General features: G+C 41.9%; 9 protein-coding genes. 3 read left to right on the top strand and 6 right to left on the bottom strand.

Going from position 1 to position 16,052, the window contains the following annotated elements; all coding sequences use genetic code 11:
- Positions 1-286: 286 nt before the first annotated feature.
- From AC5JMK_RS18710 to AC5JMK_RS18685, 6 genes are all read right to left on the bottom strand, one after another.
- Complete coding sequence (locus AC5JMK_RS18710; RefSeq protein WP_096676462.1) at positions 287-757, bottom strand: HetP family heterocyst commitment protein; 471 nt, start codon at positions 755-757, stop codon at positions 287-289.
- Positions 758-826: 69 nt separating this feature from the next.
- The gene (locus AC5JMK_RS18705) at positions 827-1,708 is read right to left on the bottom strand and encodes an HlyD family secretion protein (RefSeq protein ID WP_096676463.1); all 882 of its coding nucleotides are present in this window, start codon (positions 1,706-1,708) and stop codon (positions 827-829) included.
- A gap of 970 nt (positions 1,709-2,678) precedes the next feature.
- Complete coding sequence (locus AC5JMK_RS18700; RefSeq protein ID WP_495910780.1) at positions 2,679-5,876, bottom strand: cysteine peptidase family C39 domain-containing protein; 3,198 nt, start codon at positions 5,874-5,876, stop codon at positions 2,679-2,681.
- Positions 5,877-6,995: 1,119 nt separating this feature from the next.
- Positions 6,996-9,443 carry a GH116 family glycosyl hydrolase gene (locus AC5JMK_RS18695; RefSeq protein ID WP_495910779.1) on the bottom strand — a complete coding sequence of 816 codons (2,448 nt, stop codon included), beginning with the start codon at positions 9,441-9,443 and terminating at the stop codon, positions 6,996-6,998.
- A gap of 134 nt (positions 9,444-9,577) precedes the next feature.
- Positions 9,578-10,120: a GIY-YIG nuclease family protein gene (locus AC5JMK_RS18690; protein WP_096676465.1), complete on the bottom strand. Its 543-nt coding sequence runs from the start codon at positions 10,118-10,120 to the stop codon at positions 9,578-9,580.
- A gap of 103 nt (positions 10,121-10,223) precedes the next feature.
- Positions 10,224-10,556, bottom strand: coding sequence for a hypothetical protein (locus tag AC5JMK_RS18685; RefSeq protein ID WP_495910778.1), 333 nt, complete (start codon positions 10,554-10,556; stop codon positions 10,224-10,226).
- Positions 10,557-10,905: 349 nt separating this feature from the next.
- On the opposite strand from AC5JMK_RS18685, the gene rpsT reads away from it, so the two are divergent.
- From rpsT to rpoB, 3 genes are all read left to right on the top strand, one after another.
- Positions 10,906-11,211 (top strand): 30S ribosomal protein S20, encoded by a 306-nt coding sequence (gene rpsT, locus AC5JMK_RS18680; RefSeq protein ID WP_096676467.1) that lies wholly within the window; start codon positions 10,906-10,908, stop codon positions 11,209-11,211.
- Positions 11,212-11,273: 62 nt separating this feature from the next.
- Positions 11,274-12,059: a TatD family hydrolase gene (locus AC5JMK_RS18675; RefSeq protein WP_096676468.1), complete on the top strand. Its 786-nt coding sequence runs from the start codon at positions 11,274-11,276 to the stop codon at positions 12,057-12,059.
- A gap of 660 nt (positions 12,060-12,719) precedes the next feature.
- Entirely contained in the window at positions 12,720-16,043 is a 3,324-nt protein-coding gene (rpoB, locus tag AC5JMK_RS18670; RefSeq protein WP_495910777.1) for a DNA-directed RNA polymerase subunit beta, read from the top strand.
- Positions 16,044-16,052: the final 9 nt, after the last annotated feature.

Below are 16,052 nucleotides of genomic sequence, written 5' to 3'. Positions count from 1 at the left end.
CAGCACTTTTTCTTAGGAAGTGCCTTTTGAATGAGTGACTTTTGCCTTGTTTGGTTAGTATCGCAATCCTAAATGTTATCAGTGAATCCCCATAACTAAAATTAGGGGATTGAAAAAAGTACAAATTAGTATTTTCTACCTAAATAAATCTAATAGCACCAGATAACTTTAAATCTGTTCACTGATAACTGATTCAGCCTGCCATAGCATAGCTTTTTAACTAGCATGGCAGCTGATACAAAACTCAACCAGGTGTATTTCTGAATTTCTCGACTCAAGAGATAGTTTAGTTAGCTTCACAGTATTGGAATGATAAATCTTGAGTATTCTCTGGTCTGATTTCCGCTTGAATTGATTGATATTCGTGAACTTGAGTTGCTAGCCACTGATCTTGATGACCACCACGAATTTCTCTTTTTTGCTTACCAACTACCTCCAGATAGGCAAGATCCTTAATTTTGCTTAAGCAGCTTTGTGAGGGATTGCTATCAGATTTTTTCTCAGAGGGTAGTTTAGCGATTTTGAGATTGTCGTTGCGCTGTTGGTTAACTCTTTTGAGTTGTGAGTTTTCTTTGATCAATCGGTTGTAGGTGCGGTAAGGAATATAATGCAAAGGATTGTAGCCAGCAAACCGTAGTATTAAAACACAAGCCCAAGAATACTTACCTGCAAGAATCGCTTCAACTAACTGATCAAATTGTTCTGGGTTAAGAGTTTTCTCGAAGTTGCTAGTAGCGCTAGATATGTTTTGGTTCATGGTGCTGTTGTCCTAGATAAAGTAAATAAGTCTGTTAGTTGTTGTAGTGAAGAGTGACCCAATCAAAATTTAGAAATCGTTTTCGCTGTTATGCAATTCCTTAATTGGTCTAAGGAACATCTCAGCAACACGGCGATTGTGAATGATTTTGGCTGTAACTACTTGTCCATCCGTGAATTTGATGGTTGAATTATTGCCATCCAAGGCTATTTCCAAGCGATGAACCCAACTTGATTTCTTATCTGTTTGGCCATCGCTGGAGACTGATACAACCCTTCCTGAGAGGATATTGTCATTTCTATCCCTTTGACCAGCCTTTTCAAGTTCTAGACGTTGAGAGTCAACATTGAGCTTGATTTCTACTAGATCTCCTTTTTCAACAAAGGCTGTTTTTTGGGAGGGTTGTATAGTCAATAAAACTGGAGATGCATCGGTTGGAGTAATTTCAGCGATGATTTGCTTGGGTTTAACTTCCTCACCAGTACTACGGTTATTTAAGGAGGACACAACCCCATCTACAGGTTCATAAAGAGATTTTCGCGGTGGTTGAAGTTTAGCAAGCTGTTGTGATGATGCAAATTTTCCTTGAACTTGGGTGACTTGTTGTATCTTTCCAGTACAAGCCCAAGTGAATACAGTTGCAAAAAAAGCTAGACCGCCTAACAAAATCAGGTGAGGAACAATAGAAGGCTGCTGTTCTAATACTTTTTGCAAAGATCTAGAGTAATTACTTGTATTTGTAATTCCTGTCTGGAAAGTTTTGGTTCTTGCGGTTTGGATATTTGTAGGTAGTTTTGATAAAACCGCTTCTACTGAAGCGACACTACCCCCATAGATTGATGCTATTTCAGGAGTTAAAGCGTAACAGGGATGCACGTCCTGTAAGTGAATTTCTAAACTTCCTGATTGGCTTGAGGCTTCGACTGCATTTAACCTGATGATTCTGTCCATGAGCTGACCTAAAATCGGAAACCTGACTATGTATGAGTTTTAGGTTTGATAAGGCAATGACTGAGGCAAAAATTTACCTTGGGTCATCTTTGTTGACGGGTATGAAATAAGTCTCCGTTTGGCTCTTGGTAGATGCAGTTTTGCCCTCTTAAATATTTGGCTTACTCCTAATTTAATTACTTTCCCCTGGCTTTTTTATGTAGTGATTTACACCAAAAATTAGAAGTTTTTTAAGTAATACTGCCGTTTTTCTACAAGAGCAATGAAAAAATATTTATTCTTGATGTTCAAGGGCAACATTCGTACTTATACTATTTTTTTCCATGAATGTCATCTGCCGATTTTTCATTTTTTTGTTCAATGTAGTTAATTTGCTTTCCTATTTAAATAATTATTATACAAATCAGATTTTGTCCACTAGTGTTAAATACAGTAGGGGTTTCGCCCCTCACCTACTATTAATTTGTTGCTTGTATTTTTTTTCAATTATCGGGAAATTCATTATGTACTTTATTGATAAGTTATCGATAAATATAAATACGCATGTGTGATGTCATCCATGTTTACGTGACAGTAAAATTGATAATGCTTTTTACTTTTATTGCTAGATAATATTGTTTGCATTTCCAGCTAAAAGCTTATCTAGCCAGACTTCCAGATTAGCATTTTATTGCAAATTTACGGTGAAACTGTTGTTAATTTTGCTTGAAAATAAACGCAATGCTCTGATGAATAGTTGTGGATTTTACAGTTTTATGGTATGATTTTTGAAGGACTTAAAATAATACTTGCGTAATCCGGTAAAATCGTCACAAGAAGTTTTTTGGCAGAGCAAAAGTAGCGGTTAACGCTTGTAGGAAGTTATGAAATGCTGCGACTGCAAATAAAATGAGTCACAATTTATATTCCTAAGTATCTTCAAAAATGATTTGCATCCTTTATGCACTACAACTGATTGATATAAGTGCGATCACAAATGCAATTGTTGTTGAGCTAAGTGGTAATCAAGACCCTGAGTTGTCATTAATTCTTGATGATTTCCCTGTTCGATAAGGATACCTCGGTCTAAAACCAGAATATGATCAGCATGGCGAATAGTCGAAAGATTATTGGCAATCAAGAAAATGGTACGTGTTTGATGAATAGGAATGTTGCTGGAGTGATGGAAGCGAGCAAGATTTTGTTGAAATTGGTGTTCAAAGGCGTTATCTAAACAACTAGTAGCTTCATCTAGAATTAGAATACGTGGATTTTTGACTAAGGCGCGGGCGATCGCAATTTTTTGGCGTTGTTCACAAGTCAGCATCATTCCTCCCTCACCGACACGGGTGTTGTAACCTAGAGGTAGTGCTTGGATAAAGCTATGTGCTTCTAATACTTTCGCGACGGCGATCGCTTCTTCCGGTGAAATCTCTGAATTAAACATTGTGATATTTTCTAAAATGCTGCCAGCAAAAAGAAAAATATCTTGCGGTACTACCCCTAATTGACTACGTAACGATTGGGGAGAAACATCAGCAATATTGTAACCATCAATTAAAATACGTCCGCTACTGGGACGATATAAACCAGCCAGTAAATTAACTAAGGTACTTTTACCAGCACCATGAGTACCAACAACCCCTACAATTTGCCCTGCTTTGATGTGAAAGGAAATATTGTGCAAGGTGTCCTGTTCTGCATTGGTATTGTGACGAAAACAAACTCCTTCAAACTGTATATCACCCCGAACTTGAGGTAACACTATTTGCGGTTTTTGGGTATGTTCTTCTGGTTGGGTAGTTAGGACATCATCTAAACGTTCAGCACAAATCAATACCTCTTGCAACTCATCCCACAATTTCACCAGTGCTAAAACAGGGTTGATCGTACTACCAATTAGCATATTAAAAGCAACAAATTGACCAATTGACATCTGGTTGCTTATGACCAGGGTTGCCCCATACCATAGTAAAAATGTGATTCCCAGATGATTAATCAAACTAGTTGCTAACTGTAAATTATTAGCCAGTTTTTGACCCCGAAATCTTGTTTGGACGGTGTTGGTAAAACTTTCCTCCCAACGCCAACGCATTGGACGTTCAGCAGCAGTTATTTTAACAGTAGCTACACCAGTAATAATTTCTCTGATTGTGGAATATTGCAATGCCGATTTTTGATAGAGTTCTCGTGAAGCATTTTTGAGAAGTGGACTAGTTGCAGCAGTCACAATCACAATCGGTAGAATCATAATCAAGACAATCAGAGTCAGGCTTAAGTTGTAATACGCCATTAATCCCAGGAAAACAATCACCATCAGCGCATCTAGGGTAGTGCTAACCGCTTTTTTGGTGAAAAATACTTGAATTTTGCGATTTTCTTGAATCCGAGTAATAATGTCTCCTGGCTGACGGGATGCAAAAAACTGCAATGGTAAACGCAGGGTATAACTGATAAAACTCCCCAGTAGCGTCAAATCCATACGGTTGGAAAAATAGTCCAGCAGATATTGACGCACTGCTTGGACGATAATCCGCCAGATGCCAAAAAATAGAAACCCGAAGGTGAATATATTCAGGGTGAGAGAACTTTTATATGGTAGAACTTGGTCAAGTACAACCTGAGTAATCAGGGGTGCAGCCAGACTAAACACTGTTAACAGCACTGAAGCTAGAACAATTTGCCCAAGTAATTCCCGATGATGACAAAAAGCGTGCCAAAATTCTCCCAAGGAAACTTTTTTGTTCTTTTGAGCGTTTAAGTGTTTAGTTGGAAATAAAACTAAGGCGTATCCTGTCCAGTTAGTTTCAAACTCTTCGCGCAGAAGCGATCGCTTACCAATTGCTGGATCACAAATCAATACGCGATCGCCTTTGATTCGCCAAACAACCACGTAGTGAATCCCTTGCCAATGAGCAATCCAAGGGTTAGGCTGCAATTCTAATTTACTCAAAGAAGCCCTAACTGGTAAAGCATCATAACCCAGGGTTTCTGCTGCATCTGCCAAAGCCGAAAGAGAAGCACCCAGACGGTCTGTCTGCGCTAGGTTTCGCAATCTATTCAGGCTAAAACGCTTACCCCAGTAGAGGCTAATCATCGCCAGACACGCCGCACCACAATCAGAGGAACTATGCTGTTGGATAAAAGGATAGCGACGCCACAGCTTACTTACTGACCAATGCTGGCTTCTCGGTTGCTGAAAATTCATCTCTGCATAGGTATTTTCAGAAGACACAGCAACAGAAACACTAGTCGCATCATCTTCCTGTTCCCGTCGTTTATCCGCGTCTGTGTCTGTGTATCCCGGTGTCTGTGTATCCCGGTGTCTATGTATCTCCGCGTCCCCGTGTCCCCCGTGTCTCCGATCCCTTGTCCCCGATCCCTTGTCCCCGATCCCTTGTCCCCAATCCCCTTGTGCAATTTGTTGAGGTAGGTGATATAATAGCAAATCCGTTTTGGCAATCCAGCCTGGGATTGTGAGATCGGGGTATCCCCAGCCTTCTCCTACTTGTGGTGGCTGATTTTCTGGCGTGGGACTAACAATTTTTCCACACATCAACCAAAAGCGTCCCTTAGATGGGGGGGTTGCTTGCACAAGGGTTGAGCCAGCACTGACCTTGGTTTGTTCCAAGTATGGTAAAAGCTGTCGCAAAGAATGGCTAGTATGCGAACGTAATTCTGTGGCAATTTTGAAAAAAATTAAAGTTTGGCGATCGCAAGTTATTTTTTGCAAATAGCTTTTCAAATTAGGTAGTTGTTGTAACCACTCTTTGAGATCATCTATGTGTATAGATGCCAGCAAACCATCACTAGCTGCAACTGCTCGATAAGCTAAAGGCTGACAATGGAATAAGTAGTCTACTCCAAAGGTTTGCTGTGCTAGTAGCAACTGAGTAGATACCTCTCGTTCCAACTTTGGATCAAATCCTAGTAACCGGACTCGACCTTGGCAAACTAAGAAAAGAAAATCATGATTATTTTCTGTTTGTCTAGCGATCGCATAACTAGCCAAATCATCCCCTAATTGAAACTCGCGCAAAACCCAAACTTGAGCAAAGTCGGATGCGAGGGTTGTATCTTCTGTAGCTATCCTTAAAAGCTTGAGGATAGTATCCTTTGGATTGGGAAAGTGCTGTTCCTTAGTATCAATAGACTCTCCCTGACCCCGTAACGACGAATACGAGTTCATGATTTAATCTCTGATGCTTGGGTAAGCTGATAGAATTACCGTTGAGGCAGTCAATCTCAGTGGCTTGGCTTTCATAACGACAGTTTGAGCCTTCGCCAAGCTCGATTTTTTGTATTTTTCATCACTTAATCACTTTCCTTTGTTTTTTAAGAACGATAGTTTGTCAAAAACTTGTCACTAACAAAACATTATTTAGTTTTTTGTTAGTTATTAAGCACCTCTTTTTAGGTATTGTTATAGAATTTTGATAAATTTAGTCAAGATATTTTGGCAATTTACCAAAGTTTTACCGATGTAACACAAATTTGCTCATCGCGGTCTTCATTGTTGCAAAGGCTACAGTTCAAAATTAAATGCTGTAAACAACCAACTCTGGCTCTGAGTTAACAAAATTCAGAACGATCTGAATTATCAGCATGAATCGCCCCTTTGACTTTATCTTTAGGGCTTAATGTCTTGGATCTGTGACAATATGCAGAGAAACTATTGTATTACCATTTCTCCGGGAGAATGCAATAAATAGTCGTCTGAGCAAATAGTCATGCATCCATAGGTTTGTTGCATTTATTTGGAGAATTCATATTAGTCCATTACAAGCAATTAAGATGAAAACCGGATTTTTTATCTTAATGATTAAATTAAAGATGGGAATCAGGAGATCAGGGGTCAGAGATTGGGGACACAGGAGACAAAGAAGACAACAGAGAAGAAATCGCTTTGAAATTTGAACATTAAGCCTTAAGGTTGGAACATCAAGCCTTGAGGTTGGAACATTAAGCCTTAAAGTTGGAACATTAAGCCTTAAGGTTGGAACATCAAGCCTTGAGGTTGGAACATTAAGCCTTAAAGTTGGAACATTAAGCCTTAAAGTTGGAACATTAAGCCTTGAGGTTGGAACATTAAGCCTTAAAGTTGGAACATTAGACCTCTTGCAAAAGTCGAATGAACCCCCCTCAATCCCCCCGTTCACGGGGGGAAGATTTAGTTCCCTCCCCGTTTACGCTTAGGGTTAGGGTGGGGTAAAAATATTTTTGCAAGAGGTCTATTAAGCCTTGAGGTTAGAGCGTTGAGGTTTAACTCTTGCTTATTGACAAATAACCAATGACAATAGAGACGCTATTAATCCGACAATTGTACAGACGCAATTAATCCCGTCTCTAAATAAATTCCCCAAATAGCCATCGCGCGTAGATAGGTACTAGCGCGGAAAGTACCGACAGCAGTGATCGCTTCTGGTGTGCGAAATTGTAATCCATTTTCATAAACTTGCCGAACTACAGCTTCTGTCAACTTCATAGCTTCGTCTTTCATATTCATCTGCACCATAAAAGCCGCTAAACCAAAGTTGATCCCTGTCCAGACTTCCAAGGGATGGGTAGCTTTGGGGTTTTCTGGTGAACCATCAGGACGAAGACCATTAGCAGCACCAAACTGACCATTCTGAAACTTCACAAAACAAGCGTTGTAGACAGTTCGCAATGCAGACAAAGCGCGATCGCGTTGTACGATATCAGGCAATCCCAACAAACGAGCGTAGAACTGTCCACACAATTGATCCGCCATTACCACATCCGAACCACTTTCGCTATCTAGTCGATAATATTGGCCATTCCAGAGTTTTTCTTCATAAATGGGGCGAGATTGTTGTAACCAAGTTTCGTAAATCGATTTTTGCTTTTCTATCTCCTGGGTGTTGTCTAGCTCTCTGCGGGTTGTTATCAAAACATCACAAATTGCGATCGCAGCTTCTAACGCCGCCAACCATAATCCACCGCAATAAGCACTAACTCCTTGTAGTCGCCAGTCATCAAAAGTTTGATCAGGCGCACCAGAATTTTCCGGAATTCCGTCTTGATCTATGTCTAAAGTTTTTAGATAGTTGAGGGTTTCTACAATGGCATTCCAGCAATCTGTTAAAAATTTGATATCGTCAGCACCAGTGAATAGAAAATCGCGGTATACTTGTAAAACAAAGTCGCAACCTAAATCCTTCCACAAGTTGCAATCTTGGTAGCTAGTATAATTTGTCTTCTCCCAAACGTGTTCATTCGGTGCGCCTAAATCATGAGGTGTTGCTCCTGAAACTTTACGGACAGCAAAAGGACTTTCTGCACCGATAGTATAATAGTAACCAATTACACGAGTATTAGTATCGTTCATGGGAATAGCTCGTGCAAAAGCACGTATTACCGCCTTTTCCAATTCTGGGAACAGCATCAACAGAGCAAAAGAGCCATAAAGCCGCACATCTAAACTTTCATACCAACGGTAGTCTAGGCACTCCAGCACGGCAAACTGACCAATGGGATCATACTCAGTTGCTGCACTCCAGAGAGTACCACCAGCAGTCAGGTCATAAAGCTCATTAAATAAAGCCATCTTAAACCAGTCTGGCAAATCTGTACGCTCAAGAATGGGTTGTTGCCATACTTGGATCTGCGCTTGCCAAGCTTGGTATTGTTGTAGTGCTGTTGATGCGATCGCCCACGCATTCTGACCGTTATTACCAAAAAAGTCTGTATATCTGCGGTTATAATTGATGCCAGCAGCAAATTCTGTTACCGGAAAATCCCAACTGACAACCAAAGGAATCTCCACTGTTTCTCCTGGTAGCAAAGTGAAGCGTATCGCAAGAGCAGCTGCAATCTGTTCATCCTCAACAGCTGAGGAATTGTCTAGATAATTTGGTAACGATCCATCTTGAGCAAAGCTTTGCCATACATCCTCACCACTGCCTGTAGGCTGCCAACGACTATGGTAAAAAGTTTCGAGTTTGGGATGTTTACGGGTAGCAATGCACCACTGCCCTTCTCCCTCTTGGATAGGTTCGTTAATACCAACACGACCCATCACACAACCAATATATTCAGTATTTTCAACTACTTGATTAAAATTATCTTTACTTTCGCCCCAACGCGGCTGATACTCGTAAACTGGACTACCATCATCCCGCATCCGTACTTGGGGGGATTTCAAAGCATTGGTAAACCAGCCTACCATATTTTGCCAAGTGAGCATAATACTTAAAGTAATAGGTGCGTTAGTCGGATTGTGTGCAGTCCAGACAAACACTGCTACAGGGTAGCTGGTTTCTTGATAATTATTTGCCCAGATCGGAGAAAATTGTTCACAGGTTAACTGAGCTTTATATACGTTTTCATAAACGAACCAACTGCGAGGATAAAGGGCATGATAGGTTCCAGTAATTTTTGATTTTTCATTTTTAATTGTTGGATACCACTGCCATGTAGCCAAGCTACCATCCTCTGGTGGCTGTGTACATAAAGCATAGGCTTGGGAATTAGTACCATCAGATTCAAACACGCTAAATTGACAAGGGGCGATCGCTTGAAACACATGTTCGCCGCCGTCAATGTGCCACAAATTAAAATCTCCTCGCGAAGAACGACCGATACAACCTGCACCAAAGCCACCTAAAGGCATTCCGTGCCAAGGCCCATCATCAATATTACTAGCGTAGCGAACAGTGTAAGGTTGATCCCAGCCTAAACCAATGGGACGATTCCAAGTACAGGAGGGAATTTGCGGGGAGGGTTGATTTGTCATCGCCTGAGTTGACAGTGTGCAGTCACAATTAAAGAAGACTAACGCGATGTGTAAATTTTCTCAAGTTGTCTGGCAAACTGGTATCCTGCCTTTTGATACATAATCCCAGGAATCGTTTGACCTTATAAGTAGATTTATTTCAAATCCAATAATCCCTCTTCCTTCAACTTGGGATTAAATCGTATCTGCGTTTGCAAACCCCGTTCTTCTAAAACTTTTAAAATCTCAGCCTCGACTCGCCGCGCTACATTTTTAATAATTTTGATTTGCGTGATTTCATCAATAGAATTTTCATAATTTGCCTGTTCTTCAGCCGTGATTAATGCTTTAGCATCTATTGGCTGTGTCCATTTGTCTTTATCATCCCCGTTACCAGCAGGTACAGAGCCATTTTCTTCTATCCAAGCCTTTTCGATATTTTCTAATACGGCGCGGCTGGGGCGTTCAATCGTTTGTACTTTCACCCAATAACATTGTTGTGGCTGGCGGACTATGTGCTGTCTGAGGCTAAGATAAACATCACGAGAATATCCTACAAATTGCAGCACTTGTTGCTGGTCAAAAATAGCATAGACTCCGATTTTACCTTGTAGATATTCAGGTAATTGACCAGTTTCGTCAATATAAGGGATGTATTCTAAGTTTGCTAAAGAAGGAATGTTTGTGTCTGTAGTCATAATAAACAGTAGTCAGTAACTAGTGGCTAGTAGAGATGCAAAGCTTTGCGTCCTTACATTACAATTGTGGTTGGTGAGCGATATTTTTTGTACTGCTCAGTTCCTAGTTCCTGATTCCTAATTTCTTATAAACAGCACAAAGGCGACTAGGTTGAAATATTTTGGCTGTGAACATGAAGTTAGGTGGAACATTAATAATGACATACTCGTCCGACTCATGATATTGTTCAAATTCTGGTGGCATTCCTTTAGGAGTAGTTGTACTGTAAGGGACTGGCTGAAAAAGCAATTCTGTAAATTCTACTTGTTCACACTGTAAGTTTTGGCAAATTTGATTTAAAAATGCTTCACTATTCAATAATTTATACAGATTCTTTTTTGCGTGTGGTTCAAGATTAAAACTGCCATCAAAATTTTTGATTATTTTCAAAGCCATATTCTTAGAAATTATTTTGACCTACTGAGTGACTACTGTTAGCAGATAAAGATAGCTTTTGATGATGAAAAATTATGAACAAAGGGATCGAGGACAGGTAATCGGGGACAAGGGAGACAAGGAAAAATAACTAACACTCAATTCCTATCCCCGTACTCTGTGAGAAGCCGCTTGCGCGTCTAGGCGTAGCGTCTCCTCTGGAGAATCCCCTGTCCCCGCTCCCCAAGAATGTAGACTCAAATACAAAAACCTGACTTTTTTCTCAGAAATCTTAACATTGGCGTTTTGGATGCTATATTAGTAAGTCTAGTAGTGTGTGTACATATTTATAGTCTTTCTGGAACTGACTGTGGCGAATACAAAGTCTGCTCTCAAGCGCGCCAAAATCGCAGAGCGCAATCGTTTAAGGAATAAAGCTTATAAATCAGCTGTTAAGACGCTGATGAAGAAATACTTTGCTGCGGTAGAAACCTATGCAGCAAACCCAACCCCGGAATCACAGCAAGAAGTCCAAACTCGGATGTCGGAAGCTTACAGCAAAATCGATAAAGCAGTGAAGCGAGGTGTCCTCCATCCCAACAATGGAGCTAGAAAAAAATCTAGGCTAGCTCAAAGATTAAAAGCCCACACCCAACCAGCAGTAACTGCATCCTAGTCATTGGTCATTGGTCATTTGTCCTTTGTCGTTACAAAGGACAAAAAACAAAAAAACTAACAATGCAGCTAATAGATACACACGTTCACATCAACTTTGATGTTTTCCAGTCAGATTTAGAAACAGTACGATCGCGATGGCAAGAAGCGGGTGTAGTGCATTTAGTCCACTCCTGTGTCGAGCCAACGGAATTTAGTAGTATTGCGGCTTTAGCTCATCAGTTTCCCGAACTTAGCTTTGCTGTAGGTTTACATCCTTTAGATGCAGACAAATGGAATAATCAAACAGCAGATGAGATCAAATCTCTGGCTCTATCAGATACTAAAGTTGTAGCAATTGGGGAAATGGGGCTGGATTTTTACAAAGCTGACAACTACGAACAGCAATACTTGGTATTTGAAGCACAGCTGAATTTAGCAGCTGAACTCAATTTACCAGTGATTATCCACTGCCGTAATGCTACGGCAGAAGTCAGGAAGGTACTGCAAAAATGGAAAAATCTCAAAGGTGAGAGTGTACGAGGTGTAATGCACTGCTGGGGTGGAACGCCGGAAGAAACTCAATGGTTTCTAGATTTGGGCTTTTATATTAGCTTTAGCGGTACTGTCACCTTTAAAAATGCTAAACAAATTCAAGAATCTGCTGCGATGGTGAAAAGCGATCGCCTGTTGATTGAAACAGATTGTCCTTTTCTCGCACCAGTGCCAAAACGGGGTGAAAAACGTAACGAACCCGCCTATGTTCGCTACGTGGCTGAACAAGTAGCCCGTCTGCGAGGAGAAACCACTGATGCGATCGCAGCTCTTACTACCCAAAATGCCTGTAAATTATTCGGTTTGACGCTATAAAATAATGTATTACGTATATTTTTTATGACTATTTCTAGAAAAGAAAATTTGAGGTGACAAAAATATGATATTATTGTACCCTCCAAAAAATATTTACTTGCGCCATAATGTTTAAGGAGGCAAATTACTGACTTCTGTGCTTTTGTTGTACAACTATTCACTTGATCATCCTCCTAAGCTCCACACATGATGCTAAAAATCTATAACTACCCACTTTCCACTCAGGTAGAGCTAGATTTTGGCTCAATCATTAAAGTTATACAAATTTATAAACGAAATTTTTTTGTGAGTATTATCCGCAAACCTCAAGCTACATAGACAAGCCGCAAGCTGAGAAAATTATTTGCTCAGTACTAGGATATCATCGCTTTGGGTTAAAGACACCATAGTCTATGAAAGGCAACTGTCAAAAGAACTGCGTCAATGAAGAACGCGGTTTTCGGAGGAGAAGTGAACAGAGCAAAACACACTAAGGCGAAACTGAAGCATCTTCTGTTTTTGAAAATTCAGCAAAGGGAGCGAATACCCTCTTGCCAAAATTGCTCTTTCCAGGTTTAATTGCTCCGTTTGCCTGCACTTGCATATAGCAGGTGGTGTTAAGGAAAAGTTCTCACACACACAGAACAAGACAAGTTTAACCAGGTTGACAAAGGTAGAGGCATGACTAACGACACAATAATGGAACCCGCCTTTTTGTTGCCCGACTTAATTGAAATCCAGCGTTCTAGTTTTCGTTGGTTTTTAGAAGAAGGGCTAATCGAAGAACTTAACTCCTTTAGTCCTATTACTGACTACACTGGCAAACTTGAACTGCACTTTTTAGGTCAGAATTACAAACTGAAGGAACCAAAGTACGACGTTGACGAAGCCAAGCGGCGGGATAGCACTTACGCGGTACAAATGTATGTACCCACACGTTTGATCAATAAAGAAACGGGGGAAATAAAAGAACAAGAAGTATTCATTGGAGACCTGCCTCTGATGACAGATCGCGGCACGTTTATTATTAACGGTGCAGAGCGAGTGATTGTCAACCAGATCGTGCGATCGCCAGGAGTTTACTACAAATCAGAAATTGACAAAAACGGACGGCGTACTTATTCAGCTAGTTTAATTCCTAACCGAGGAGCTTGGCTGAAATTTGAAACAGACCGTAACGACTTAGTGTGGGTACGCATCGACAAAACCCGCAAATTGTCGGCCCAAGTGCTATTAAAAGCATTGGGATTGTCAGATAACGAAATCTTTGACGCCCTGCGCCACCCTGAATATTTCCAAAAAACCATCGAAAAAGAAGGACAATTCTCCGAAGAAGAAGCCCTGATGGAACTGTATCGCAAACTGCGCCCAGGTGAACCACCGACAGTCTTAGGTGGACAACAACTCCTTGACTCTCGCTTCTTTGATCCTAAGCGTTATGACTTAGGACGGGTCGGACGCTATAAACTTAACAAAAAACTGCGTCTGCAAGTACCAGAAACAATGCGGGTACTCACCCCCCCAGATATCTTGGCTGCGGTGGATTATCTAATTAACCTGGAATACGACATTGGTAGTATAGACGACATTGATCACCTCGGAAATCGCCGAGTCAGAAGTGTAGGCGAATTACTGCAAAACCAAGTCAGAGTTGGTTTAAACCGTTTAGAACGGATTATTCGTGAGCGTATGACTGTATCCGATGCCGAAGTTCTCACCCCTGCTTCCTTGGTTAACCCCAAACCTTTGGTAGCAGCAATTAAAGAATTTTTTGGCTCCAGCCAATTGTCGCAGTTCATGGATCAAACCAACCCCTTGGCAGAATTGACCCACAAACGCCGTCTGTCTGCCCTTGGACCTGGTGGTTTGACTCGCGAACGCGCAGGCTTTGCTGTCCGGGATATTCACCCATCGCACTACGGACGTATTTGCCCAATTGAAACACCAGAAGGCCCCAATGCTGGTTTGATTGGTTCCTTGGCAACCCATGCACGGGTAAACCTATACGGCTTTTTAGAAACGCCCTTCCGTCCCGTAGAAAATGGGTACGTCAGGCACGATATCCAACCAACTTACATGACCGCCGATGAAGAAGACGACTTCCGGGTGGCGGCTGGAGATGCACCAGTTGATGAAAATGGTCATCTGATCGGTCCTGAAGTACCTGTACGCTACCGTCAGGAATTCTCCACCACAACGCCGGAACAAGTAGACTATATCGCAGTCTCTCCTGTACAAATTGTGTCGGTAGCTACGAGCATGATTCCCTTCTTGGAGCATGACGACGCTAACCGCGCTTTGATGGGATCGAACATGCAACGGCAAGCAGTACCTCTGCTCAAGCCAGAACGTCCTTTGGTAGGTACAGGCTTAGAAGCTCAGGGAGCTAGAGACTCTGGGATGGTGATTGTCTCCCGCACCGACGGCGACGTCACCTATGTAGATGCGACTAAAATTCGTGTACGTCCACGACTACGCCCAGGAGAGGAAAGTGCCAAACCCCCTGCGGAAATTGAATACATCATATCTAAGTACCAGCGTTCCAACCAAGATACTTGCCTCAATCAAAAACCCCTCGTCCGCATGAATGAACGAGTTGTTGCTGGTCAGGTGCTAGCAGATGGTTCCTCAACCGAAGGCGGAGAATTGGCCCTGGGACAAAATATCGTTGTCGCTTATATGCCTTGGGAAGGCTATAACTACGAAGACGCGATTTTGATTTCCGAAAGATTGGTACAAGATGATATCTACACCTCAATTCACATTGAAAAATATGAAATTGAGGCCAGACAAACAAAACTTGGACCAGAAGAAATCACCAGAGAAATCCCTAACGTCGGTGAAGACGCCCTGCGGAATTTAGATGAACAAGGAATTATCCGCATTGGTGCATGGGTAGAAGCCGGAGATATTCTAGTTGGTAAAGTTACTCCCAAAGGTGAATCTGATCAACCACCCGAAGAAAAACTACTGCGAGCCATCTTCGGTGAAAAAGCGCGGGATGTACGGGATAATTCCTTACGTGTACCCAACGGTGAAAAAGGACGCGTCGTAGACGTACGGATCTTCACCCGCGAACAAGGTGACGAACTACCGCCCGGAGCCAACATGGTGGTACGGGTGTATGTAGCCCAGAAGCGGAAAATCCAAGTCGGCGACAAAATGGCAGGACGCCACGGTAATAAGGGGATTATCTCCAAGATTTTGCCAATGGAAGACATGCCGTATTTGCCTGATGGCTCACCAGTCGATATCGTCCTCAACCCCTTGGGTGTACCTAGCCGGATGAATGTCGGACAAGTATTTGAGTGTCTGTTGGGTTGGGCTGGTCACATCATGGGAATGCGATTTAAGATTACCCCCTTCGATGAAATGTACGGCCAAGAAGCATCCCGGACAATTGTTCATGGCAAATTGCAAGAAGCACGGGATGAAACTGGCAGAAACTGGGTATTTAACCCAGATGATCCAGGTAAAATCCTGGTCTATGACGGTCGTACTGGCGAACCCTTTGACAGACCAGTAACTGTGGGTGTGGCTTACATGCTGAAGCTAGTACACCTAGTAGATGATAAGATCCATGCTCGTTCTACTGGCCCATACTCCTTGGTGACTCAACAGCCTTTGGGTGGTAAAGCCCAGCAAGGTGGTCAGCGATTTGGAGAAATGGAAGTGTGGGCGTTGGAAGCCTTTGGTGCTGCTTACACTTTGCAGGAATTGCTGACAGTCAAATCAGACGATATGCAAGGGCGCAATGAAGCACTCAATGCGATCGTCAAGGGTAAAGCTATTCCTCGACCAGGAACACCAGAGTCTTTCAAGGTGTTAATGCGAGAATTGCAATCTCTAGGTTTGGATATTGCCGTCCATAAGGTAGAAACCCAAACAGATGGCAGTACTGTAGACGTAGAAGTTGATTTGATGGCAGACAATAACGCTCGTCGTACACCTCCACGCCCAACCTACGAATCCCTCAGCCGCGAGTCGATCGAAGAAGAGGAATAGTCAATAGTC

The organism is Pelatocladus sp., assembly GCF_059505505.1.
This window is presented reverse-complemented; position numbering and strand designations above follow the sequence as displayed.